Raw genomic sequence first — 24,674 nt, 5'->3', positions numbered from 1 at the left:
TAATAATTAAAACTTATTTTCACACCTTTTCCACTATAGTACCGAAAAATATTTCATAGTAATATTACTATTAAATAATGTGCTTATTATATTATGTAAATGTGTTGATTTTTCTTATTGACCCTATTGTGTAACACCTTGATTGGCCCTCGTTCCGACTTTAAGAATCATTTAAACAAACGAAGCACAAAACACACTTTCATTCTAAATTTAGTATATTAACGGAATTTATTTAAAGAGAGGGGTTACTATTTATGTTAAAAAAATGGTTAGCTGCAATTGTCGTTGCCTGCTCCATCTTCACTATATCATCCGTCTTTACTCACGTAGATGCACAAGCTACGGCTACAAAAACAGCTTCTACTCAGCAAAAGCCTTATAAAAAGTTTTATTCAGAGTACGATATGATGTGGGAAATGGAGAAAAAAGATTATAAAGAGTTTTATTTAGTTGGGCGCAAAAACAATGAGGTTGTAGGTGGATACGACACGCGAAAAGGACAAACCTTATTTGGTATTAAAATTGGTGATTTGAGCAGTACTGTAACCAAAAAATATGGTAAGCCTGTCGAAAGTATTATTAAAGGCAATACAGAATACAAGCAAAACTATAAAGATGGTAATGGTAAAATAACATCTGGCACATATTTAATCGATGGAAAGTATGTAACGTTTTTCTATGATATACACGCTAAAAACACAATTCGCTCTATTTTATGGGTAACAGATAAAACTGAAATGTCTAAGCAAGGCTTCTTTACTGCATCGTCAAACGATTTACGCAATAGCTTTGAAGAATTATCATTCCATTTAATGAATCAGGCGCGCGTAGCAAAAGGTGTTCCGGCCTTGACATATGAAGCACAATATAACTTCATCGGTCGTCAGCATAGCCGAGATATGATTTATTACAATTTCTTTGATCATAAGAGCAAGGATGGCAGACAACCATGGGATCGTATGAAAGCTGGTGGCATCAAATTTACTACAAGTGGTGAAAACTTAGCTTTTGGTCAATACAGTGCCATTTACGCACATGAAGCATTAATGAATTCATTAGGTCACCGTGAAAATATTTTACAAGCAAAATTTGCTCATTCTTTCATCGGTGTACAATTCTCTAACCAAAATATTCCGTACTTCACATTCGGATTTTATAAGTAATTTTTATTAGTTACAAAATATCAAAAGCAGGTTTGGTTTAAGTTTTAAGCCAGCCTGCTTTTTTATTAACTATTATATCTTTATGCTCGCAAGAAATTTCAAATTGTTGCACAACCTTTCCCACTTCCCCCAATATCATTACCTAAAATTAGTAAATTCGTGACATCTCATTCTATAAGTACATGCATAAAAGGGCTGCCGGAAAGATTAGCCGACAGCCCCATCAGTTTATTTAATTAATGATGGTAGCCATGTAGATAAAGCTGGAACGAACGTAATAATTAATACGTCCACAATTAAAATAAGTATCAAAGGTATTGCAAACCTTGCAATCCTCATAATGCTGACATTGGTCAGCTTAGCAACAACGAATAAATCGATACCTACTGGTGGTGTTACTAATCCAATCGCTAAGTTACATACCATAATAATACCAAAATGAACTGGATCGATTCCTAAATTTAAGGCTGTTCCTAATAGTAGTGGTACTAAAATTAGAATAGCTGCCCCACCCTCTAAGAACATACCTGCAACAAATAAAATAATATTCACCATAATCAGGAATACATACTTATTCGTTACAAAAGATGAGATTGATCCGTAAATCATATCTGGAACACTATTAATACCAATGAAAAAGCCAAATGCACCCGCTGCCCCAATTACCAACATAATTACCGAGCTGTTTACAGCACTCTCTTTAAATACTTGGCCTAATTTAGCAATCGTTAAATCTCGGTAAATAAATACACCTATAAAAACAGAATATGCAACAGCCACTACTGACGCCTCCGTCGGCGTGAATACACCTGAATAAATACCTCCCAATACGATTACAGGCATTAAAATTGCTAAAATAGCTTCTTTAAATGCTTTGAAAATATGAGGAAAATCCTTTTTTTCTTCTCCGACATAACCATTCTTTTTAGCAATAATTAAAGCGCTTACTAATAGTGAAAATGTAATTAGTAATCCTGGTAAAATACCAGCAATAAATAAATCACCAATCGATACTTCCGCAGCTACCCCATATAAAATCATTGCGATACTTGGTGGTATAATTATACCCAGAGCTCCTGCTACCGCTTGATTTGCTGCTGCATATTCAATTTTATAGCCTTTAGCAATCATCGCTGGAATTAAAATAGAACCAATTGCCGCTGTAGTAGCAGCACCTGACCCTGAAATTGCAGCAAAAAACATAGATGTTACAATAGCAACCATAGCTAAGCCACCTGTGAAATGCCCTACTAAGGATGTAGCAAAATTGACAAGGCGCTTAGACATGCTGCCAGCACCCATAATATTCCCAGCTAAAATAAAGAAGGGGATCGCCATTAAAGGAAATGAGTTTAAAGATACAAAAATTCTTTGTGGTATGATCTCTAATGGCAAGGTGTCATGCATTAAAACTCCAATTACTGTTGATAGACCTAGGGAGAATGCAATTGGCACGCTTAAAAACATAAAAACAAAGAGTGATATGAAAAAAGCTATTAACATTTACTTCTCCCCCTTCCCTATAAATTCTTCAATAATACATGCAATAGAATTAATAAGCATTAAAACGCCACCTAAAGGCAAAGATAGATAAATTACTTGCATGGATACACCTAATGAAGGAGCTTTTTGATTACTAAAGCTCTCTGCCATTGCATAACCATATTTAATCAAAATAATAAAGAAAACGATTGAAACAAGCTGAATAATTACAACTAACATCTTTTTTGCTGTTCCAGTCAATTTCTCAAAAAGCAACTCAACAGAAATTAGCTCATTCCCTCTAAGAGCTATGGAAGCGCCAATAAAAATCATAAATATCATTAAAAATCGTGATAGTTCTTCTGACCAAGCTAATGAAGACCCTACAACGAAACGAGAAAACACTTGCCAAAAGATAATAGCAGTCATTACTGCTAACATAATCATTAGTACGTAACCCATTACTTTATTAATGATATCTACGATACGTATATACCCTCGCAATATAGATTTCAATATATTTCACCTCTCGTAATCGAGCTTGCTCTTTAATTCTTCATCTGAAAAATACAGCACTTTGTACTCCTACATTCGTTACAAAGTGCTGTATTCACAATAAGAATGCAACTAGCAATACTTAATAGGATGTATTTTGGATTTTTTCAATTAAATCTTTTCCTAGTTTAGGAGCCCATTTATCATATACAGGGCCTACAGTTGCTTTAAATGATTCTTTGTCTGGCTCTGTAATTTGATTGCCTTGCTCTAATAAGAATTCACGCGCCTCATTAATTTTGTCTTGATTTGCCTGACGACCGAATTCAGCAGCTACTTTACCAGCCTCTACCACCGCTTCTTGTTGCTCTGGCGTTAAACTATTAAATGTTTTTGTACTGATAGAAATTGTTGCTGCACTGAAACGGTCCCCTAGCTCAGCAACATAATCCTGTACCTCAAAAATCTTTGAAGATTTTACTGTTGCTAAAGAGTTTGAATGTCCATCAATAACGCCTTGCTGTAAGCCTGTGAATACTTCCGTCCAAGCCATTGGCGTTGGCTCTGCGCCAAATGCCTTCCAAGTATCAATTTGAATTTCATTTTCTTGTACACGAATTTTCATTTTCTTTACATCTTCAACAGAATTAATCGCTTTATTAGATGTTGTAGCAACGAAGCCATTTTCTAACCAGCCTAAAGTTTTAACATTTGCTTCTGCTTCAAATTTACTGCTTAACTCCTGTCCAATCTCTCCATCTAGTACACTATAAACATGCTCACGATTATCAAAAAGAAACGGTAAGTCTAGCACGTTAAATTCTTTGACCCAGTTTCCTACAGGGCCTACTGATTGAATTGCCATATCAGCAGAACCCATTCCCATTAACTCAAATACTTCACGCTCTCCACCTAAAGAATTGTTAGCATGAATTTTTACAGTTACTTGATTATCAGTTAACTTCTCAATTTCCTCTTTGAATTTTTTTGCAGTTAAACCAAACTTCGCATCTTCTGGTTCCGGAATACTCAGACCAAGAGTAATTTGATTCCCTGAGCCTTTTTTATTGTCACCATTTGCACCATCTTGCTTATCAGAGCCACAAGCAGCTAGAATAACCATTAATAGATTCAGTATCATAACAACTGCCAATTTTTTCATACTATAACCCTCCAAAATCTGTTTTGATATTTTTTATTTTGTCTGAACATCCTAGTACGTTTTTTATTTTCGTTATTATTTCTGTTTTTTTCTTCAAGTTAAGATTGCTTTAAGTAAGCGATTAAAGCATCTGTCACTTCTATCGTTGTTGCAGAGCCCTTCAAATCTTTTGTTTTAATATTAGATTTTAATGTATATTCAATAGCTGCTAGAAGCTTTTCACCTAATTCTTCATATCCGAGAAAGTCTAACATTAATTTGCCTGTCCAAATTTGCCCTAATGGATTTGCGATGCCTAAACCAGCAATATCCGGTGCAGAACCATGTACTGGCTCAAACATAGATGGATATTCTCTTTCTACATTTAAATTCGCTGCTGGTGCAATGCCGATACTTCCCATAATTGCCCCACCAATGTCGGTTAAAATATCACCAAATAAGTTGGATGCTACGACCACATCGTACTCTGAAGGCTTCATAATCATGTACGCAGCCATTGCATCGATATGTGCACTATTATGTTGTAGCTCATCATAGTTAGTTACTACATCATTAAAAACATCATCCCAAAATGGCATGCTATGTGATAAGCCATTTGATTTCGTAACGCTCGTTATCTTTTTAGATCGTTTGGACGCTAACTCACAAGCGTAAGCGATAGCTCGTTCAGTACCTTTACGTGTAAATACTGCATTTTGAATAGCAATTTCATCGCTTCCTGAATGCATGCGACCACCGCTATCTGAATACTCTCCTTCAGAGTTTTCACGGACAACGACAATATCAAAATCTCCAGGGTTTTTTAATGGAGATTCTAAACCTTCTAATAATTTAGCTGGGCGAATATTAATTTGCTGCTTCAGACCTCTTCGAATTTTAATTAATAATCCCCATAGCGAAATGTGATCAGGCACTATGTCTGGTAACCCTACGGCACCTAAAAAAATTTGGTCATATTTTTTCAATATTTCTAAGCCATTCTCTGGCATCATCTCACCGTGTTCTAAGTAATAATCACAGCTCCAAGGTAAAATATCCCATTCAAATTTAAAGCTGCCATCTAGTTCAGCTAGTGTATCTAATACACGCATCGCTTCTGGTACAACTTCTTTTCCAATACCATCACCAGGGATTGTCGCAATTCGGTATGTTTTCATCCGCTTGTAGCCTCCTTCTATTTATTTGGGTAAACAATGACTTTAATTGAATCTAAATGTGTTTCCGTTGCCTTTTTCATTGCCTCACTAATATCCTTTAATTCAAACGTGGATGTAATAACAGCCCCGATAACATCTTTTAAATCTTTTAATATACTAATGGCTAACGGGAAAGTGTTGGCATATCGATAAACCGTTATTAGATCTAACTCTCGCTGTAGCATTAATGTTAAATCGATAGGTACTTCTGCGTCTTTTGGGAAGCCAATGCTGACGAATTTCCCACCTTTTTTTAATGCCCGAATACCACTTTGAACAGCAGATTTTGCGCCAGATGTTTCAATTACAATATCGAAATAATCCTCTGGAATGACTTCTGATGGAATTTTCACAGTGTCTGTTGCCCCTAACTCTGTCGCCACTTGTAATTTATGTTCGACCATATCCGTAACAAAAATTTCACTCGCATTATAATAGCTTGCAGCACAAACGCACATTAAGCCAACTGGTCCCATGCCAGTAATTAAAATTCGCATTCCTGGTCGTAAATTAGCTCTCCTTAAAGCATGGATAGCTACTGATAATGGTTCTGCTAACGTAGCTTCTTCAAAGGTTAACTCGTCTGGTATCAAGAATACAAAATCCTCAGGATGACTAATATATTGACGCAATGCACCTTTATGTGGTGGTGTAGATAAAAATATAACTTTATCGCACAGATTATATTTACCATTTCTACATTTTTCGCACGTACGACATGGAACTCCTGGTTCAACTGTCACACGATCACCAACCGTAAAATTTGTTACTTTTGAGCCGATTTCAACAACTGTTCCAGCAAATTCATGACCTTGAATATGTGGGTATTGTACAGTTCTTGTGCCAATATGACCATGCTGATAATAATGGATATCAGAACCGCAAATTCCTACAGCTTCTACTTTCACTAAAACTTCATTTGGCAGTAAGTTAGGTATTGTGTCATAATCTACTTCTACTTGTGAAAGCCCAGTTAAACTTGCAACTTGCATCTTTTGACTTCGATCCACTATACTCACAATTTATCCTCCAATTTTGTAAATTCATCGTATTGAATAAGCACCTTGCCACATTGTTTTTCTTCACATAATTGGAATGCTTTTTGCCAATCGTTTAAGTTCATTACATGTGTAATAATTGGCTTTAGATTGATTTTATTTTGATCAAAAATTTTCATCACTTTTTCCCAAGTTGTCATCGAGTGAGCTAATGATCCGTATACTTGTAATTGCTTGTATAAAATAAGATCAAAATCTAGGTTAAACGCTTTCCCAACAATCCCCACTTGAATATGCTGTCCGCGCTTTTTAACTTGCTCTAAACAGCTACTAATTGCCATTGGAACCCCGGTGCAATCAATTGTAATATCAACACCTTGATTTTTCGTCTCTTCAGCTACAATATTCGCTAGATTTTCTTGTTGCACATTAATAATTCGAGAAGCGCCAAGCTCTTTTGCAATTTCTAAACGTTGTAAATCAACATCTGTACCGCTTACTAACACTTTACATCCTTTGATGGCCAATAACGACATGCAAATTAAACCAATTGGTCCCGGACCAGACAACAAGACGACATCGCCACTTTTAATATCTGTTAGCTCCTCAATTGCTTGTACAGCACAGGCTAATGGCTCCGCTAAAGCTCCTTCTTGCAATGATACATGCTGAGGCAGCTTATAGACCGCATCTTCCTTAATGGAAAGATATTTTGTAAAGCTCCCATCTACACCATGTCCCATTCCTCGGCGTGTTTCACAAAACATGTAATAGCCTGTTTTACAATGGATACATTTACCGCAAGTACGCTCTGTAGAGCCAAGAACAGTTACTCGGTCGCCTACTTTTATTTTTTTTACATCTTTTCCTGCTTCAATGACTACACCTGAGCATTCATGCCCAAGTATAACGGGTGGATAGCTTTTAAATGTATCATGATAAATATGCAAATCTGTTCCACAAATACCTGTATAAGCAATTTCAATTTTCACCTCATGATCCTGGCATGTAGGCTCCTCCACTGTGCCAACTTCTATATTGCCCACTCCGCCTTTCATCTTTAAAAGTGCTTGCATTCTCGAATCCCCTCCTTATTCAATGCCAACAGATATATATTTAACTTCTAAAAACTCCTCAATACCCCAAAGACCGCCTTCTCTACCTAAACCACTTTCTTTAAATCCACCAAATGGTGCTTGTGCTACAGATGGTAATCCATCATTTAAACCAACAATTCCATATTCTAAGCCTTCTGAAATTCGTACAGCCTCAGAAATTTTTTCAGAGAATACATAGGCAGCTAGACCAAACGGTGTATTATTGGCTCTTTCAAGTACTTCTTCTACTGTGTCAAATGTTGTAATCGGTGCTAACGGACCAAAAGTTTCTTCATACATACATTCCATTTCATCTGAAACATTCGAAATAACTGTAGGCTCTAAGAAGTAACCAGGGCTATCTGATAACTCTTTGCCACCAGTTAAAATAACTGCACCTTTATCAACAGCGTCCTGCAATTGCGCTTTCACTTTATTGACTGCATGCTTATCGATTAACGGGCCAATAATAACTCCTTCTTCAAGACCATTTCCGATTTTTAATTTCTTGACTTCTTCTACAAAAATATTTGCAAATTCTTCCTCTACATCTTTATGTACGTAGATACGATTTGCACATACACAGGTTTGTCCTGCATTGCGGAATTTTGATTTTAGTAAATTCTCAGCCGCTAATTTTAAATTAGCATGTTTCGTAATAATGAATGGCGCATGTCCGCCAAGCTCTAATGAGATTTTCTTAACCGTTTTCGCAGCCTGCTCCATTAACTGTTTACCGATTTCTGTAGAACCAGTAAATGTTACTTTACGAATGCGACTATCATCCATCCACTCTTTTACAATAGCCCCCGCATTCCCTGTGACAATATTTAATACACCTTTTGGAATGCCAGCCTCATGTGCTAATTGTATTAATTTAATCGCAGTAAATGGTGTTTGCGATGCTGGTTTAATAACCGCTGTACAGCCTGCTGCAAGTGCGGGACCTACTTTACGTGTAATCATCGCCGCTGGGAAGTTCCATGGCGTGATAGCAGCGATTACACCTACAGGTTGTTTCACAACGAGTAAGCGCTTAACCAAACTTGATGAAGGAACAGTATGCCCATAAACTCGCTTGCCCTCTTCTGCATACCAAGAAATAAAGCTATTTGCGTAATTTACTTCACCGATTGCTTCTGCTAATGGCTTGCCTTGCTCTTCAGTCATTATTCTTCCAATTAATTCTTTGTTGTCATCAATTAATTGGTACCATTTTTGCAATAAGTTTGAGCGTTCTTCAGCAGTTAGCTTCGACCAAGAATTAAGCGCTTCATATGCTGCATCAGCTGCTAATTTTGCTTCTTCGCCACCACCTTTAGGTACCGTACCAATCACTTTATTCGTTGCTGGATTTATTACTTCAATTTGTTCTTTTGTATCAATTTGTTCACCGTTAATAATTAAAAATTCTTTTTTATTCATCATTTTCACTCCTTTAATATTCGATGTAAAGGTTTACATACGATTATATGGAGTGCTTATTAAAAAAGTCAATATTAAATTTACTCTAAAACAATCCAATTTTCTACATTTTCCAAAAATTCTGAACCTAGATTCTATCTTATATATAACAAATAAATCCTTTTGCTAAAGCTATTGCTAAAGAATAAAATCATGGTATTCTTACTCAAAAGATACTACTTTTATTTATTAAACATCTAGCGGATTAATTGCAACATTTGGTTAAATAATACACATTGAAAATTAAGTATGCTACATTACTATTTATCAAAAAATGCAATGAACAATTTTTAGAACAAGCTTTTATTTGTAGCTAACGTCCGTCATATATATCTTGTTTGGAGTATTATTTTGTTGGAATGCTGTGCCTTCTGTGCAAACCAATTCCTTATAACTAATACGAGATGAGACAACCAAGCATATAAGTATATTATTAAGTGAAATGAGGTTTTACAGTATGAAAGTAAATATTTATGATGTTGCTAAAGCAGCAAATGTTTCGATTGCTACAGTATCAAAAGTTATTAATAACACAGGACGAATTGGTGATAAAACACGTAAAAAGGTCAATGATGTAATAAAAGAGTTAGATTATAAGCCTAATCTAATGGCTTCTGCACTTATGGGCAAAAAAACATGTACGATTGGCTTTATATTGCCTGATTTAGCTAACCCCTTCTTCTCTGAATTAGCTAGGTATATTGAGGATATGGCTAGTAGCTTTAACTATAATGTCGTTATTTGTAGTACAGACTATATTACAGAAAAAGAAGAAATGTATGTATCTTTGCTACTGCAAAAAAATGTGGATGGATTTATTTTAGCGTCAGGTTTTGAAAATTTTGATGCGATAAAAAAAATACAAGCCATGAATATCCCTATTGTGCTTGTTGCTCGAAATGCACCTGGAGAAAAATTAAATCTTGTATCGATTAATGACTATGATGCTGGTTTTCGTGCAACTTCTTATTTGATTGAACGAGGGCATCAGCACATAGCTATTATTGCGCGTAATATTTGGAGTAACCGTGAACGCTTTCGAGGCTATGCAGATGCGATGCGTGCTAATGGTCTTATTCCTATGGATGAACATTATTATGCAAAAGAATCAACAATTCAAGATGGCTTTAAAAGCCTACAACAAATTATGAACGACTTTCCTACAAAACCAACTGCATTTTTTGCATGTAATGATTTAATTGCCACAGGGGCTATTAAAGCATGTAAAACACTTAATTTAAGTGTGCCAGAGGATATTTCAATAATTGGTTTTGATAATAGTATCTTTGCCCAAATTGTTGAGCCTTCTTTAACAACAGTTGCGCAACCACAGCGAGATATTGCTACAGAGGCAGTCCAACTTCTTATGAATGCAATTAATGGGGATACAACGCATCAAACAATTACGCTTAAAACAGAAATTATTGAAAGAGAAACAGTAAAAAATTTAACTTTGTAGTTGAAAATTCTAAAAATTCATTTTATAATAACGTAAAATTAGGTTAAGCGCTTAACTTAATTTTAAGGAGGCGAGTATTATTATTACTGGAACTGCTATGGTTGTTCAGTCAGGTGGGCCAACTGCTGTTATTAACAGTTCATTAGTTGGGCTTGTCACTGCTATTCGCAAAAAAGTCGATATCCCTATTTACGGCGCAAAAGGTGGATTACAAGGATTAGTCCACAATACATTTGTGCGTCTAGATTCTCTTTCAGAACAACAGCTAAATAAAATTAAATACACTCCTGGGGCATTGCTGGGAACATGTCGCTTAAAAGTAGGTGAACAACATTTAAAACACATTATTGAAACACTCAAAGCTCTAAATGTTCGTTACTTTTTCTATATTGGTGGTAATGGCTCAATGCATGTTGCACATCAAATTAGTATGTATGCTCGTAAAAGTAATTATGACTTATATACAATTGGCATCCCTAAATCTATTGACAATGATTTAAATTTAATTGATCATTCACCTGGTTATGCTAGTGCAGCGAAGTTTTTAATTTCTTGTACACGGGATATTACATTCGATATTAATAGCTATGAGCGCCCTAAAAAAGTAACGATTTTAGAAACAATGGGACGTAATACTGGCTGGTTGGCAGCGGCCTGCTCGCTAGCAGCAAACTCTCAATCTAACTGCCAGCAGCTCATTTATATACCCGAAATTGCATTTCATATGGAGCAGTGTTTAGAAAGCATTGAAAGAAATAATAACAATGATTGTCATACACTTCTTATTGTTGCTGAAGGTATTCGTGATAAAAACGAAACATTAATTGCTTCTGATAACCTTCTTTTCGATGCGCTCGATAGGCCGAAGTTGGGTGGTGTATCTTATATTCTAAAACAACAAATTCACCAAAATCTCGGAATCTCAACTCGCTATATAGATACCAGTATTTGGCAAAGATGTTGCACTAGCTGTCTATCTATGATAGATGTTGAGGAAGCATATACTTTAGGAATTAAAGCTTGGGAAGCCGTCCAAAAAGGCAATAACAATGTAATGGTAACGTTGATTAGACAAGAAGGTACTACTTATATTCCGATTTACGGCACAGTTTCTTTAAAAAAAGTAGTAGATATCGAAAAGCATTTCCCGATTCAATGGTATGACCAAACTACAAATACGATTAAAGAAATGTTTTCAAGTTATCTAACACCTCTTTTAGACGGAGATGTCTCACCTATTCAAGAAAATTTCCTTGAAACGACGGTGAGTTTATAATTTTCAAGAATGGTTAAGCGCTTACCCCATAATTATCAAGGAGGAATTTTATGTCACTCATTAACTCATTACAAGAAAAGGCTACAAATGCACGAAAAGATTTATTAAAAGTTGTACATCACGCAGGAGCTGGGCATATTGGTGGTCCATTATCTGCAATCGATTTATTAACAGTTCTGTATTTTAAAGAAATGAATATTGACCCAAACAAGCCAAATGATCCAGAACGCGACCGATTTGTACTTTCAAAGGGACACTCTGCAATTGGTTTATACGCCGTTCTTGCTGAAAGAGGCTACTTCCCAAACGAAGAATTATTCACTTTCGACTCTTTAGATTCTAGATTACAAGGACATCCTGATATGAAAGCTTTGCCAGGAATTGAAATGTCTACAGGTTCTTTAGGTCAAGGTATTTCAGCAGCGGTTGGTATGGCTTTAGGGGCAAAATTACAAAATCAAAATTTCCGCACCTATTGCATGATTGGTGATGGCGAATCCCAAGAAGGACAAGTGTGGGAAGCTGCATTTATCGCCCCAAAGTATCAGCTTGATAACCTTGTTATCATACTTGATTATAACAAGCTACAGCAATACGGTTGGGCTGGTACTGAAACTGAACGTTCTGCACCAAACAACCTTTTAGAAGAAAAATGGCTTGCTTTTGGTTGGCATGTTATTCGTATAGATGGTCATTCCTATACTGATATTTTACAAGCGTTTGAAGAGGCAAAATCGACGAAGCAAAAACCTACAGTAATTATCGCTGATACTGTAAAAGGAAAAGGTATTAGCTTCATGGAGGGCAATTATTTATGGCACTCAAAAGTCCCGTCAGACGAAGAATTAGCAAAGGCATTAAACGAATTAAATGCCGTAGGAGGATTATAAATGAAAATTTCTGAGCTTAAAAAAGTTTCAATGCGAGATACATTTAGTACTGCCCTTTTAGAAATATCGCAAGCTGACGCAAAAGTATACGTATTGGATGGAGATTTAGCAACATCTACAAAAATAGATACTATCGCAACACAGTTACCAGAGAAATTTTTACAAATGGGCATCGCTGAGCAAAATATGTTAAGTGTTGCTGCTGGATTAGCGACAACAGGCTTACAGCCATGGGTTGCAACATTTGCTGCCTTTATGTCAAAGCGTGCCCTTGACCAGATTCAAGTCCAAATCGCACAGACGAATCTAGATGTGAAAATGATTGGCGCTTACAGTGGCTTATTAACAGGTTTAACAGGAAAATCTCATCAAGCTTTAGAGGATATTGCGATTTTCAGAACTCTAGCTCATATGACTGTGTTAGCACCTGCTGACTCAGTTGAAACGGCTGCAATGATTAAATGGGCAAATCAGTATAATGGGCCTGTCTATATTCGTTTAGCACGCGACAACTACCCTGTTATTTTTGACGATCAATACCAATTTGAATTAGGAAAAGGCGTTCTATTACGTGAAGGTACCGATCTTACTATTATTTCTACTGGTACACAAACAAGTCGCGCATTAGAAGCAGCAGAAATATTAGCTGAGCAAAATATTTCTGCTTCCGTATTACATTTGCCTTCAATTAAACCAATTGATGAAAAAGCTATTATTCATGCAGCAGCACACACCAGAGCAATTGTAACAGCAGAGGAACATAGCATTTACGGAGGCTTAGGTAGTGCTGTTGCAGAAATTTTAGCTGCAAATAAACCAACAGCAATCGAATTTGTAGGTGTTAAAGACCGCAACTCTGAATCAGCAGATAATGATGATTTACTGAACAAATACGAGCTATTGCCTACAAATATAGCTGAAGCCGCAAAACGTGTATTAGCACGAAAATGTTAAGCTAGTATAACTTTCGCTCGGTTCCCTGCAAATTCGTAGTATTTTTCAGGAAACTCGAATCTTCTATATTAATACTGAATTATATTTACAAAAATAGTTTTTCTATACGTTAAAATAGATGTTTTAGCAACAATCAGGGGTGTAGGGAAGTTCAATTCCCTGCACCCCTTTTAACATTAATAACCTGCAATATGCCCATCAGTACGAGACTCCGTACCACCCATTAATACTCCCTCTGCATCGCGCCAAATAATTTGTCCACGACCAAAGCTACCTGATTCGCTAATTTGAATATTATGCCCTTTTCGTCTTAGCTCTTCAATTAAATATTGTGGGAAGTGTGGCTCTACTAATACTGTTTTTTCACCTGTCCACTGCCATCTTGGCATATCGAGCGCCGCCTGTGGATTTAAGTTGAAGTCCACTGTATGTGAGACAACTTGCATATGTCCTTGTGGTTGCATATAGCCACCCATCACACCAAATGGTCCAACTGCCTCGCCATCCTTTGTTAAAAATCCTGGTATGATTGTATGGTATGAGCGTTTGCCACCTCGTAGTGCATTTGGTGCCTGCGGATCTAATGAAAAGTCGTGTCCCCGATTTTGTAATGTTATCCCCGTTCCAGGCACAACCACACCTGAGCCAAAGCCCATGTAGTTACTTTGGATATACGATACCATATTGCCATCTTCATCAGCTGTCGCTAAGTATATTGTACCGCCAGAAGGTATTTTTGTTGGTGCAGGGCTAGCAGCGCGTTCTGTAATTTCTGAGGCCTTTAATTTTGCATATTCCTCAGATAATAAATAATCAACAGTTACTGGCATTTCTGCTTGCTCAGTTATATATGCCTTCCCATCCGTAAATGCAGCCTTCATTGCCTCGATTTGTGCATGAAGTGTATCCGCATCTTTCCATTTAGGCTGCTCTAGCTGTTGATAAATATTAAGTGCCATCGTCGCAACAATACCATGACCATTCGGCGGAATTTCCCATACGTCATAGCCTCTATAGTTTACAGAAACAGGCTTCACCCATTCTGGCTCATAGCTTGCTAAGTCTTCTTTTGTTAAAAAACCGTTATGCTCCTTCATAAAAGCATCAATTTTATGTGCTAATTCACCCTCATAAAAACTGCGTGCATCTGTTTCAGCAATTGAGCGTAAAGTGTCTGCGTGACCTTGCGACGACCAAATTTCACCAATTTTTGGAGCGCATCCTTTTGGGGCAAATGTTGTAAACCATGCTTCAAACTCTGCTGAAGTGCAAGATTCTTTAAATTTCGTATAGCTTTTTTCCCAATAGCTCCCTAAAATCGGTGATAGTGGGAAGCCTTTTTCTGCATATTCTATCGCAGGTGTTAACGCTTCAAGCAGCGACAACTTACCAAATTTTTTTGATAATGCTGCCCAAGATGCTGGTACACCTGGAACAGTTATTGGTAGCAAGCCATAAACAGGCATTTTTTCAAAGCCACGCTCACGTACCGCATCGATTGAAATAGACTTTGGAGCTGGTCCTGAGCCATTTAAGCCATGCATTTCCCCATTCATCCAAACGATAGCAAAGGCATCACCACCGATGCCATTAGAGGTTGGCTCAACAACCGTTAGAACTGCTGCTGTTGCAATCGCTGCATCTACAGCATTTCCGCCTTTCTTTAAAATTTCTAAGCCTGCCTGTGCAGCAAGTGGCTGTGATGTTGCCACCATTCCTTTACGTGCAAAATATGTATAGCGCTGTGAATGAAACGGCTGTTTTAAAAAATCCATATTGCTCACCCCAAATTGATATGTATTTACACATAAATTGTACCACAGAATTTATTCGGAAGGCGTAATATTCGGATTATTCACATTACATTTATTTTTATATGAAAAATAATCCATATATGATGAATCTTTTCTTGATTTAAAACGTACTAAATATTAAGACATTTTTCATTTTTAATTACACTATTTCTTCATTTTTATTTGTTATCGTAATATTGAGGTGATGTTCATGGGTAAAATAATTTATATCGTTTTAACAGAAACAGGTTCATTTCTATCTCGCGCCATACAACTATATACGCAAGAAAATTTTAACCACGTCTCCATTGCATTTGACCGCAATTTAACAGAAATGTATAGTTTCGGAAGGAAATTTGAAAACAATCCCTTTATCGGGGGCTTTGTTCAAGAAAGTATTCACTCTAAATTATTACGCTCTGCTAATTGTGCTATTTATGAATGTTATGTATCGGACGAACAATACAAAATACTGCAGCAAAGAATTCAATACTTCAAACAACATATGGACAAGTACCGCTACAATTTCATTGGCTTAATTGGCATAGCTTGTCGCATTAAGCTAGAACGCGAGTGGGCTTTCTTTTGCTCACAGTTTATAGCGACATTATTAAAGGAGGCTGGCTTTTGCTTGGACGGGCTGTGTCCATATTTTATGAAGCCAACAGATTTGGGCAAGCTTCCTTATATGCATTTACGTTATAAAGGGGAACTAAGTCGCTATGTTTTCATTCCTCGCTCTAAGCCCATGCACAACATTCCAATTGGAGCCATATCAAAAGTCATTTGAACGAACTGTTGTGGCAACAAACGCACGAAGTTGTTTAAAATGAGCTGGTATAAATAAATATTTTCGATAAATTTCAATTAACCGCTCAAATAACTCAAATTGCTCTGTTGCCCATAATGACTTTAAAATATTACATACATGCTTTGAGGTCATCAAAGCAATTTCAGCATACGGCCCCTTCTTAACTCGATAGTCCCCCTGCCACTTAGCCAAAGATTGGCGAATATTCTGCGGTGAGCCATCGACAATACTCGCAATACCTCTTTGTACACTAGCCTCTAATTTATGCAATAAATCCACATCCTGTGCGCCGTTTATATATTGATAGATTTCTAAGCAGGATGCGATTTCATAGTCTTTCAACAATGCGACTATACGTTCAAACTGGTTTGCTTTAGCAAGTGCCCCTATTACATGATATAGAATAAATTCGCCACAATTTTTATCATAAGCTTTAACAATCGTTTCTGGCTGTGGCGGAATAATTTTAAGTACTTCATTATATTCAACCATCAATTCAACGATATGATTGTTTAAACGATCATCCTCAATTAAAAATAGACCTTGTATCAAAATTTGCTCTGTATCTTTACGGGATACAGCTTCCTCAAGCAATATATAAGCGAGCAATGTGCGCTCCTTTTCTGTTAATGCCCACTGCCCCTCTTCGCTCCACATCGCTTCAAGCTGTGCGATGCGCTTTCTTAGCTTGCGAAAATGCCTTGAGCCGCTCGTAAAGTGAATAATTACATCATTTAAATGGAGCATTTTTAATTCATATGAGAGCTCACTCTGCTGCGTTATATGATTGATTAATTGATGGATTATTGTCGCTACACGGTTTTTCGACATCGTATTTGCTAGCGCTTTTTGCAATTCTAAAATGATCAATGCGGGATTTGGTATATTTACAATGTTCACCTGCATTAATATGCTATATAGTTTTTTGGCATAAAGAGTGCGCCAAAAAGGCTCATCTTCTCTCCAAATCGGATGAATTAGCCATTTATTTTCTACTTTATGTACTACCAATGCTTTAATCTCTTGTACAGGAAGACTCATCTCAACTCCAGTCAAAAAACGGAGCAATCCTTGCGTTTCAATTGTTTGATGAAGCATCATATACTGCAATACATGCGCATCATAATTATGCTGTAGTAAATCTTGCAGTACCTTCTTTACACCTTGCTCTGCACTTGAAAAGGCGGCAACATCCTCGACGCAGTAGCTTTTCACTAAAGCTAAGACCTGTTCATCATTTACTAAAATTTGTTCTAATGGAAGAAGCTCACCCCAAATAATAGACGTTTCGTTCGAAATCTCTGCAATAGCACGCATAAATGGTTCCCCTATTTTTCCTTGCGTCATGCTATACAATCGCTCGTCTATTTGCAGCATACGCTTTCCCCCTTCTGATTCCATTCTATTTCTACTATATCAAACGCCATGTAAGGATGCTTTAGTTTTTTTTACTGATTCTTGGAGCGATTAAATAATACGAAAAAAAGCCTTTCATCTGCCATACTAATTTTCTTTTCTAAAAGTAAATAGCTGACGGGAGATGCAGGCACTTCCCTACATCTCCCGTCAGCTTATTTTAATCATACTGCTGTTTTATTGGTTTATATATTTTTGCTTGCTTTAGTAATGATTTCGGCACTTGGCATGTGGCTGTTACAACACCTGGTAGACGACCGATTTCAATACCACCTGTTAATGTGATCCGATTTTTTACTTCTTCAGTCGATAAATTTAGTAAAGTTGCTGTGCGTTCTACTGCATTTTCTGTCGCTATATTTAAATCAATACCTGTGCCTACAACTGAAATTGGTAGCCCTTCCTCTAGCTGCTTTACTCCATATTCCTCAGCTAGCTCGCGTGCTAAACGTTTTTCCTCTTTCGTGTATGGCTTCGCTGTATATGGCAAGTCTTCTTCATTTGGTAAAATGATAGGTCCATCGATTGCTACCTTTTTCAGGACACTTACTTGCAATTGCACGATGCCCGAGACGTCTGTCGTATGTCCCGCAATTTCACCATCACCTTGCATCGCGTGCATATCGCCTATATAAACACCTCCACCTTCCACTTTAACAGGACAAATAATAGTAGCCCCTTGGCGCACACGATTAATGTCCATATGCCCGTCTGTTTTATGCGCTGCCAATTCCTCCGCAGTTAAAATAAACTCATGTGGTGCACCAATTAATGCCGAGCCAAAGTCCCCTGCATTATGCGAATCTGGCATCGCCTTTGAAGGTACTGTACCTAACTGCCCTAAAAATGGGCGCATTCTTGCTATTACTCCGACTAAATCAGAAGGAGCAAGGCTTACGACAGGGTTTTGCTTCGAGTTTTCAGGTATACGCATATAGTTGTTCGCTTCTAGTGCAATTTTACGTGCCCCCTCCTTCCCAACTGTCACACCTAATTTTTCATTATGATGAAAAGCCATCGTGTAGCCGTTCGTAATAGCAAATGGTGCTGTTTCTGTATCACAAATGGAGCACCGAATCGCCTGACGCCCAATCCCTTGCACCTTTGTTTGTGGATGCAGTTTGCCACAGCCTGGGCATTTTACTTTTACAAATGGATCGCCTATATAGCGGTCCTGTAGCGCTTCATCCGTACCAGATGCAGTTGCAATGGATGTTACTTGAATGGATTTAATTTTAATAACAAGTGCATCTCCAATTTCCGCACCTTCTATGTATACCGGTTTTGTTACTTCATGTCCGCCTCGTATTTCAGGTGTCAGCATTGGTCCCCAGCAGCCAGGCGCTGTGTTTGCAATAATCGTACCACCATCTCGTAGCGGACCAAGCATCGGCTTATTTGGATCTAATACACCATTCGTAAACTCATTCACAAAAAGCGTTTCTACTGCTTGAATCATTTCGTTTTGCTCGTGTTCGAGTGGTTGTTCATTCGTCATTAAAGCCACCATCCCTTTCTATACTTTATATTACTAGTGTAACTAGTGGAAAATTATAGTACAAGCTTTTACGCACATTTCGTCGAATTTTCTGTAAATTCAACAAATAAATTAGTTATGCCTCGGTGTAATTGCGTCCAGATTTTTTTCGAACTGAGTGGAAGTTAACCTAAAATCGTCACGTTTTGTGACATCCACTGGGGCTTTTATTTGAATGCACTTGAAGAATATTACCATCAGGATCAGATATAAAAATGATATGTAGACCTTTCTCTCTATTGCCAAATACTTTATATTCAGCCGTTTGTAGTAATCGATAATAGTAAAATATCTTTAATGGCTGCTGTTTTTTAACCGCTAATGAAAAATCTTTGACTATGTTAGGATTGGCATCACGCTTAGTGGTAGGTACAGATGTATTCCCCTTTAATTTCATTCTAGAACGATGAAGGGCAGTTTTTACTGATTCATTACTGACTCTCAACATTTCAGCGATTTCTTCAGAGGTATATTGAAAAACATCCTTTAATGTTAATAGCATAGCTTGTCGAATTGGTAGAGTACTATATAAGATTTCTAATAAGCTATCCCATTCAGTTGAATCAAAGCTACTTATATATAATTCATTAGGAGATGTGAGAATTTCAGTTTTCTTACGTTTTTCATCAATAAAAAGGTTCCTTGCAATTTTGTATAGGAATGTTAGATTTATTTCTCGATTAGGCTCTTTTTGTTTTATTTTAATGAATTTTATCAATGTCTCCTGAACTAAATCTTCTGCTTGCCATTCTGAGAAGGTTAATGACAAACAATATTTATATAGCTTCAAAGATATTTCTTCGATTTTATTTATTTCAATAACCATTGTACCTCCAAAAATTTTTATAAAGTATGTAACTTTTATTTCATTATAATCGTTTGTATAGGAACAAAAAATAAGGAGAGTGATTTTGGTGTTTAAAGTAGGCGGTATTTTTATCCCTGTTACAAATTTGGAGCGATCTAAAAAATGGTATGAATTAAATCTAGGTGTAACGAAAGTTGAGGAATGGCAAGAAAACGGAGAGGATCATGGTGTTGGGTATGTTTTTCAAGGTGACACTGTGGGCCTTGCCTTAATAAAGGTAGAAAAACCTCAACCAACAGAATTTATCATTAATAAAAAAAGCAAAAACGTCTATTATAATTTTGTAGTTGATCAAATCGAGCCCGTATTAGATATGCTGAAACAAAATGGAGTTGAAACAACAGATATACATGATTATGGTCTAATGAAAGGATTTGATTTCTTTGACCCTGATGGTAATTCCTTTAGTGTAGTAAGTGAGGACGTTAACTCACCTTACTATAGAGGGAACTAAAATAAGCATAAAGTGGAAGAGGTGAAGAGGCTCTTCCACTTTTTTAATTCACTAAAGGAATTAAATAATCAAACGAGTCATCATCTATACTAGAGTACCTCTCAATCTTAGCACCCGCAGGCTGAAAACCATAACGGATTATTACTTGAATGTAGGAAAAACAAAGAAATGCATCCTCTGCTTTGCAATCTTGCAATATAGCAAATAAAGTAGGGGGAAACTGTTCATATCGAAAAAGTTTATTATCCTTCATCTCGTAGTCATTACTTACCTCAAACCCTATTTCCCCAATTATTTTGTCCTTAGTAATGGACTCGTTTTTTAAGTATATTTGATTTGAGCATTGTATACCTTGTTCTTCTAATAGACATTTTGCAGTAATAAAATGTTGGCGAAATGGGTGCGGACTCCTATCTGCTTCAAACCTTTGCCAAACGAAGCTCTTTGCTGTCTCCCACTTTGATAGTAAAAGAGTTTGAGGATTTTCTACATTAATGCCTCCAATATACTTTTTTGCAGCAAGGAGTACGTCGATTCTTCTGTTCAAATCCTTCTTCCATTTATCGAGTAATATTTTTTTCTCTTTCTCGCTAGCTACACTATAAAGCTTTATATCTGGAATAGAGATATCTGCTTGTCTAAGAGAATCAATCATTTTTGCTAAATGTACTTGGTCTACCGAATAAGCCCTATAACCATTTTCTAAGCGGGCTGTTGGCTGAATCAATCCCTTTTTATCATAAAATCTCAGCCTACTAGGAGGTAATCCTGTCCTTTTTGAAAATTCCTGTATTGTAAGATACATATTTACCTCCCTTTAGTATTTATTTTAATTAGCTACATATGACCAAATATTTATACGATTGTTATCTGGATCATAAATATGAAACCCGCCCCAGCCATTTATAGGGTCTCCCGCAATCTCTGATGGTTTAATCCCATTACGAATCAGTTTATTGTATTCCTCAAAGAAAACTGAAGGTCTAATATCAAAGTAGGTTCTTGCCTTAGTATCATTCGGTTTCTCCACTGAATTTTGCGTGCATTGGAGCAACCAAATATTATCCCAAAATTGTTGTCCTAACACATTTCTGTCATAAGCATCTTCAGTCCTCATGTGTGCAAAGCCTGCTTCTTCATTCACCTCAAGCACTTCAAAACCAAGGTTCTTTTCATACCATTCGGCAGATACCTTTGGATTTTTCACATGGATAATGGCATTAACATTTCCGAATCCTATTATTCCCGAAGCGGGATAATCATTGTTATCTTCTATTCTCTGCTCCTCTACTATTGTCAACTTGGTGTTGTTAAAAGCAAAAATTTCACAATATCTTTGACCATTTGGCAACACAGATATTTCAGTAGATTTTACATTCTTCATTACTAAATAGTTCAAGGTCTTATCAAGATCATAAGTGACAAATACTAGCTTAACGTTTCCTTCCGCATCAGACGACTGTAAATGTTCATATATACCTTCAAACGACTTAATAGTAACTATCCCCGACCTTGGTAGCTTCATAAAGCCTTTCCTACCAACCCATGAAGTAATTTTATCTAAACAAACCCACCCTAATACTTCCTGATACCACTTAACAGCCTCCTCAAATTTTTCAGGGTCTACCATTATAAATCCTCCATCCCAACGATACATCTAAACAACTCCTTTAATCTTTTTATATCTTAAGGATAAAGGTTAAACCTAGTTTAATGTCAATTGATTTTTAGTTTTTTCTGAAAAGTCAATCAACAAAAAATCAAGGAATGTTGTAACTGTGATAGATGGATTGAATCCAATCTTTCTGTTGAAGAGCATTACGCCGAAATAGTTAGTTATACAGAATATCGCCTTATTATTCCGCTAATTTATCGAATAATAAAGCAATGCTAAAAATTCACTTCCCCACCTCTTTCCCCTATACTATAAAGAAGATATTTATTGATGGAAGAGGTGCTTGTATGGAACAGCCATGCATTTTAATTATAGATGATGAAGCAGACTTACGAAATTTATTAACGACTACCTTGCAAAAGGAGGGCTTTTCAAACATTGTTAGTGCGGGCTCTGTAACAGAAGGATGGGAAATGTTCAGAGAGCATTCACCAAATATCGCATTAGTTGATATTATGTTACCTGATGGTGAAGGCTATGATTTGTGTAAAAAAATTCGAGAGATTTCGCATATACCAATTTTATTTTTATCTGCAAAATCAGATGAGATTGACAAATTACTTGGACTAGCAATCGGTGGCGACGATTATATTACAAAGCCATTTAGCCCAAAGGAAGTTGCTTACCGCGTAAAGGCACAGTTACGACGCGCAGGCTATCAAACGCAGGCTGATGTCTCAGCAACGGCTGTCAATCGTATTGGTCCTTTTGCCATTAATGAGGATGAAACAGAGGTATCCAAAGCAGGGACTGTGCTTGATTTAACGGCTAAGGAAGTTGGCTTGATGGCTTGTTTTTTACGCAATCCGAATCGTATCTTGAGTAAAGAAACTTTGTTTGAGCAAGTATGGGGAGATGAATTTTTCGGAGCGGATAATACGTTAATGGTGCATATTCGCCGCCTACGTGAAAAAATTGAGGACAATCCATCTAGCCCTGTTTATATTACGACAGTTAAAGGCTTGGGCTATCGCTTTGTTGCGAAGTAAGGGGAAGTGCCTATGAGATGGAAAATAACAGGTCGCTTTTTAACAGCAATTATATGTACAGTATTTTGTGTGATTTTAATAAATGGCATTATTTCGATTGCGTTATACATCTACCATCAGACTAACGAGGAAATACCTACCTCACCAACAGATTTTACTCGTGCACTTGCACGCTATATTTCCGAAGTAGATGGCGCACCTACAATTTCAGATGAAGGGATTGCTGCATTACAACAACGCAATGCATGGGTGCAATTTTTAGACGATAACGGAAATGTGATTGGTGATGCGCTCGCACCAAGCACAGCTCCAGTGCATTATACACCCATTGAGCTTATCCATGCTTATAAGTATCGCGATAAATATAATACATCTGTATTCGTCACTGAGCATGAGGGCATTACGTATTTGGTAGGTATTCAAGATAGTAGCATTTCGAAAATTATTTTCACCTCAAATACTAGCTCAATACCACAGTTTATCGCACAGCTTTCCCTGATTATCATTATAGTTGATATTGTTATTGCGATAATCATTGGCTTTATTTTCAGCTCATTCCTTACAAAGCCGATTTATGGCATGATTGAACGTATTCAGAAGCTAAAAAGTCGCAATTTCTCCGTTGCTGATAAGCGTAATCAAGGTATTTATCGTTCAGTCTTTCAAAATTTAGATGATGTAGCCGAAAATTTGAAGTTACATGAGGAGGAGCGTCGTAAGCTAGAGCAAATGCGCAACGAATGGGTAAGCAATGTCTCGCATGATATGAAAACACCACTCGCCTCGATACAAGGCTATGCAGAGCTACTACAAGGCGAGATTTCAACTGAGGAAAAGGCCGATTACGCAGAAATTATTGAAAAAAAATCAGTCTATATGCGCGAGTTGCTCGATGATTTCACATTAACAATGCGACTACGCCAACAGCAAATGCCTTTGCAACTTGTTGATATAAATATCGTTTCCTTTGTTCGTGAACTTGTGATTGATGTATTAAATGACGCATCATTTAGTGAGCGCGAAGTTTCATTTGATTCGCAAATCAATAAACTAGTGAAAAGCATTGATGCACATTTAATGAAACGAGCATTGCTTAATTTTATTTATAACGCATTGGTGCATAATAAGGAGCATGTATCGCTGGAGATTTTTATTGAAGAAACGGACGGAGCTGCTGTTATTACGATTCGTGATAACGGGAAAGGCATCGCAGCAGCTGACTTACCACAAGTATTTGAACGCTATTATCGCGGCACGAATACAGAAAATATTAAAGGTACAGGGCTTGGTATGGCAATTGCCCGTGACGTAATCCATGCACATGGTGGCGAGGTTGAGTTAGTAAGCGAAATTGGCGTTGGGACGACTGTTGTTGTACGATTATGAAAAAGGCATTGTTCAGCAAACCGTAGTTAGTTCTGAATAACAAAATATCTCCCTAGTTTAACCTCCTCTCACATTTCGACGGGCGAACTAGGACTTTCTACTCACAAAA

The 24,674-nt window shown here is 37.0% G+C and carries 22 protein-coding genes; 9 read left to right on the top strand and 13 right to left on the bottom strand.

The features are described 5' to 3' along the window. Window positions 1–254 precede the first annotated feature (254 nt). Entirely contained in the window at window positions 255–1,163 is a 909-nt protein-coding gene (locus TY13_RS00380; RefSeq protein ID WP_052344193.1) for a CAP domain-containing protein, read from the top strand. Window positions 1,164–1,391: 228 nt separating this feature from the next. Here TY13_RS00380 and TY13_RS00375 read toward each other — a convergent pair whose 3' ends face one another. The 7 genes from TY13_RS00375 to TY13_RS00345 form a co-directional block, all read right to left on the bottom strand. After that, on the bottom strand, window positions 1,392–2,666 hold the full coding sequence (locus tag TY13_RS00375; RefSeq protein WP_042470268.1) for a TRAP transporter large permease: 1,275 nt from the start codon (window positions 2,664–2,666) through the stop codon (window positions 1,392–1,394). After that, window positions 2,667–3,161, bottom strand: coding sequence for a TRAP transporter small permease (locus TY13_RS00370; RefSeq protein WP_042470266.1), 495 nt, complete (start codon window positions 3,159–3,161; stop codon window positions 2,667–2,669). A gap of 121 nt (window positions 3,162–3,282) precedes the next feature. After that, window positions 3,283–4,302 (bottom strand): TRAP transporter substrate-binding protein DctP, encoded by a 1,020-nt coding sequence (gene dctP / locus TY13_RS00365; RefSeq protein WP_042470264.1) that lies wholly within the window; start codon window positions 4,300–4,302, stop codon window positions 3,283–3,285. Between the two features lie 98 nt (window positions 4,303–4,400). After that, on the bottom strand, window positions 4,401–5,459 hold the full coding sequence (locus TY13_RS00360; protein ID WP_042470262.1) for a tartrate dehydrogenase: 1,059 nt from the start codon (window positions 5,457–5,459) through the stop codon (window positions 4,401–4,403). Between the two features lie 17 nt (window positions 5,460–5,476). Beyond that, entirely contained in the window at window positions 5,477–6,517 is a 1,041-nt protein-coding gene (locus TY13_RS00355) for an NAD(P)-dependent alcohol dehydrogenase (RefSeq protein WP_154661480.1), read from the bottom strand. After that, the gene (locus tag TY13_RS00350) at window positions 6,514–7,572 is read right to left on the bottom strand and encodes a zinc-dependent alcohol dehydrogenase (RefSeq protein ID WP_042470261.1); all 1,059 of its coding nucleotides are present in this window, start codon (window positions 7,570–7,572) and stop codon (window positions 6,514–6,516) included. The genes TY13_RS00355 and TY13_RS00350 overlap by 4 nt, the downstream gene beginning before the upstream one ends. Before the next feature lie 15 nt (window positions 7,573–7,587). After that, the gene (locus tag TY13_RS00345; protein ID WP_042470258.1) at window positions 7,588–9,021 is read right to left on the bottom strand and encodes an NAD-dependent succinate-semialdehyde dehydrogenase; all 1,434 of its coding nucleotides are present in this window, start codon (window positions 9,019–9,021) and stop codon (window positions 7,588–7,590) included. A gap of 493 nt (window positions 9,022–9,514) precedes the next feature. Between TY13_RS00345 and TY13_RS00340 the strand changes: the two genes are divergently transcribed. From TY13_RS00340 to TY13_RS00325, 4 genes are all read left to right on the top strand, one after another. After that, on the top strand, window positions 9,515–10,516 hold the full coding sequence (locus TY13_RS00340; protein ID WP_042470255.1) for a LacI family DNA-binding transcriptional regulator: 1,002 nt from the start codon (window positions 9,515–9,517) through the stop codon (window positions 10,514–10,516). A 97-nt stretch (window positions 10,517–10,613) separates the two neighbouring features. After that, window positions 10,614–11,792 (top strand): diphosphate--fructose-6-phosphate 1-phosphotransferase, encoded by a 1,179-nt coding sequence (locus TY13_RS00335; protein ID WP_052344192.1) that lies wholly within the window; start codon window positions 10,614–10,616, stop codon window positions 11,790–11,792. A 50-nt stretch (window positions 11,793–11,842) separates the two neighbouring features. Then, complete coding sequence (locus tag TY13_RS00330) at window positions 11,843–12,682, top strand: transketolase (protein ID WP_042470251.1); 840 nt, start codon at window positions 11,843–11,845, stop codon at window positions 12,680–12,682. Beyond that, window positions 12,683–13,636 (top strand): transketolase family protein, encoded by a 954-nt coding sequence (locus TY13_RS00325; protein WP_042470249.1) that lies wholly within the window; start codon window positions 12,683–12,685, stop codon window positions 13,634–13,636. It begins immediately after the preceding gene. Between the two features lie 176 nt (window positions 13,637–13,812). Here the strand turns inward: TY13_RS00325 and TY13_RS00320 are convergent, their stop codons facing one another. Then, window positions 13,813–15,411, bottom strand: coding sequence for a gamma-glutamyltransferase family protein (locus TY13_RS00320; RefSeq protein ID WP_042470248.1), 1,599 nt, complete (start codon window positions 15,409–15,411; stop codon window positions 13,813–13,815). Between the two features lie 229 nt (window positions 15,412–15,640). Between TY13_RS00320 and TY13_RS00315 the strand changes: the two genes are divergently transcribed. After that, on the top strand, window positions 15,641–16,219 hold the full coding sequence (locus TY13_RS00315; protein ID WP_042470246.1) for a hypothetical protein: 579 nt from the start codon (window positions 15,641–15,643) through the stop codon (window positions 16,217–16,219). Here the strand turns inward: TY13_RS00315 and TY13_RS00310 are convergent. The 3 genes from TY13_RS00310 to TY13_RS00300 form a co-directional block, all read right to left on the bottom strand. After that, window positions 16,205–17,617, bottom strand: a complete 1,413-nt coding sequence (locus TY13_RS00310; protein WP_042470244.1) for a hypothetical protein — start codon at window positions 17,615–17,617, stop codon at window positions 16,205–16,207. The two genes, TY13_RS00315 and TY13_RS00310, sit on opposite strands and share 15 nt — an antisense overlap. A 199-nt stretch (window positions 17,618–17,816) precedes the next feature. Continuing rightward, a complete protein-coding gene (locus TY13_RS00305; protein WP_042470243.1) occupies window positions 17,817–19,154 on the bottom strand; it encodes an acetamidase/formamidase family protein in 1,338 nt (445 codons plus the stop codon). Window positions 19,155–19,332: 178 nt separating this feature from the next. Beyond that, window positions 19,333–20,019, bottom strand: a complete 687-nt coding sequence (locus TY13_RS00300) for an RNA polymerase sigma factor (protein WP_042470242.1) — start codon at window positions 20,017–20,019, stop codon at window positions 19,333–19,335. Between the two features lie 88 nt (window positions 20,020–20,107). On the opposite strand from TY13_RS00300, the gene TY13_RS00295 reads away from it, so the two are divergent. Next, complete coding sequence (locus tag TY13_RS00295; protein ID WP_042470240.1) at window positions 20,108–20,515, top strand: VOC family protein; 408 nt, start codon at window positions 20,108–20,110, stop codon at window positions 20,513–20,515. A gap of 43 nt (window positions 20,516–20,558) precedes the next feature. Here TY13_RS00295 and TY13_RS00290 read toward each other — a convergent pair whose 3' ends face one another. Next, window positions 20,559–21,320 carry a helix-turn-helix domain-containing protein gene (locus tag TY13_RS00290; protein ID WP_042470238.1) on the bottom strand — a complete coding sequence of 254 codons (762 nt, stop codon included), beginning with the start codon at window positions 21,318–21,320 and terminating at the stop codon, window positions 20,559–20,561. Between the two features lie 24 nt (window positions 21,321–21,344). After that, on the bottom strand, window positions 21,345–22,172 hold the full coding sequence (locus tag TY13_RS00285; protein WP_042470237.1) for a VOC family protein: 828 nt from the start codon (window positions 22,170–22,172) through the stop codon (window positions 21,345–21,347). Between the two features lie 305 nt (window positions 22,173–22,477). Between TY13_RS00285 and TY13_RS00280 the strand changes: the two genes are divergently transcribed. Together TY13_RS00280 and TY13_RS00275 are read left to right on the top strand one after the other, a co-directional pair. Continuing rightward, on the top strand, window positions 22,478–23,179 hold the full coding sequence (locus TY13_RS00280) for a response regulator transcription factor (protein WP_042470235.1): 702 nt from the start codon (window positions 22,478–22,480) through the stop codon (window positions 23,177–23,179). 12 nt (window positions 23,180–23,191) lie between these two features. Continuing rightward, on the top strand, window positions 23,192–24,565 hold the full coding sequence (locus TY13_RS00275; protein WP_042470234.1) for a sensor histidine kinase: 1,374 nt from the start codon (window positions 23,192–23,194) through the stop codon (window positions 24,563–24,565). The last annotated feature ends 109 nt before the right edge of the window (window positions 24,566–24,674 follow it).

It is taken from the genome of Bacillus ndiopicus (assembly GCF_000612805.1).
GTDB lineage: Bacteria > Bacillota > Bacilli > Bacillales_A > Planococcaceae > Metasolibacillus > Metasolibacillus ndiopicus.
The sequence above is the reverse complement of the archived record's forward strand: the minus strand, read 5'-3'. Positions and strand labels throughout refer to the sequence as shown.

What these genes read in the sequence shown, in the direction of transcription:
- TY13_RS00380 (WP_052344193.1), top strand. Translation starts at nt 255, where the DNA reads ATGTTAAAAAAATGGTTAGCTGCAATTGTCGTTGCCTGCTCCATCTTC.
- TY13_RS00375 (WP_042470268.1), bottom strand. Translation starts at nt 2,666, where the DNA reads ATGTTAATAGCTTTTTTCATATCACTCTTTGTTTTTATGTTTTTAAGC.
- dctP (WP_042470264.1), bottom strand. Translation starts at nt 4,302, where the DNA reads ATGAAAAAATTGGCAGTTGTTATGATACTGAATCTATTAATGGTTATT.
- TY13_RS00360 (WP_042470262.1), bottom strand. Translation starts at nt 5,459, where the DNA reads ATGAAAACATACCGAATTGCGACAATCCCTGGTGATGGTATTGGAAAA.
- TY13_RS00350 (WP_042470261.1), bottom strand. Translation starts at nt 7,572, where the DNA reads ATGCAAGCACTTTTAAAGATGAAAGGCGGAGTGGGCAATATAGAAGTT.
- TY13_RS00345 (WP_042470258.1), bottom strand. Translation starts at nt 9,021, where the DNA reads ATGATGAATAAAAAAGAATTTTTAATTATTAACGGTGAACAAATTGAT.
- TY13_RS00340 (WP_042470255.1), top strand. Translation starts at nt 9,515, where the DNA reads ATGAAAGTAAATATTTATGATGTTGCTAAAGCAGCAAATGTTTCGATT.
- TY13_RS00335 (WP_052344192.1), top strand. Translation starts at nt 10,614, where the DNA reads ATGGTTGTTCAGTCAGGTGGGCCAACTGCTGTTATTAACAGTTCATTA.
- TY13_RS00330 (WP_042470251.1), top strand. Translation starts at nt 11,843, where the DNA reads ATGTCACTCATTAACTCATTACAAGAAAAGGCTACAAATGCACGAAAA.
- TY13_RS00325 (WP_042470249.1), top strand. Translation starts at nt 12,683, where the DNA reads ATGAAAATTTCTGAGCTTAAAAAAGTTTCAATGCGAGATACATTTAGT.
- TY13_RS00320 (WP_042470248.1), bottom strand. Translation starts at nt 15,411, where the DNA reads ATGGATTTTTTAAAACAGCCGTTTCATTCACAGCGCTATACATATTTT.
- TY13_RS00315 (WP_042470246.1), top strand. Translation starts at nt 15,641, where the DNA reads ATGGGTAAAATAATTTATATCGTTTTAACAGAAACAGGTTCATTTCTA.
- TY13_RS00310 (WP_042470244.1), bottom strand. Translation starts at nt 17,617, where the DNA reads ATGCTGCAAATAGACGAGCGATTGTATAGCATGACGCAAGGAAAAATA.
- TY13_RS00305 (WP_042470243.1), bottom strand. Translation starts at nt 19,154, where the DNA reads ATGACGAATGAACAACCACTCGAACACGAGCAAAACGAAATGATTCAA.
- TY13_RS00300 (WP_042470242.1), bottom strand. Translation starts at nt 20,019, where the DNA reads ATGGTTATTGAAATAAATAAAATCGAAGAAATATCTTTGAAGCTATAT.
- TY13_RS00290 (WP_042470238.1), bottom strand. Translation starts at nt 21,320, where the DNA reads ATGTATCTTACAATACAGGAATTTTCAAAAAGGACAGGATTACCTCCT.
- TY13_RS00285 (WP_042470237.1), bottom strand. Translation starts at nt 22,172, where the DNA reads ATGTATCGTTGGGATGGAGGATTTATAATGGTAGACCCTGAAAAATTT.
- TY13_RS00280 (WP_042470235.1), top strand. Translation starts at nt 22,478, where the DNA reads ATGGAACAGCCATGCATTTTAATTATAGATGATGAAGCAGACTTACGA.
- TY13_RS00275 (WP_042470234.1), top strand. Translation starts at nt 23,192, where the DNA reads ATGAGATGGAAAATAACAGGTCGCTTTTTAACAGCAATTATATGTACA.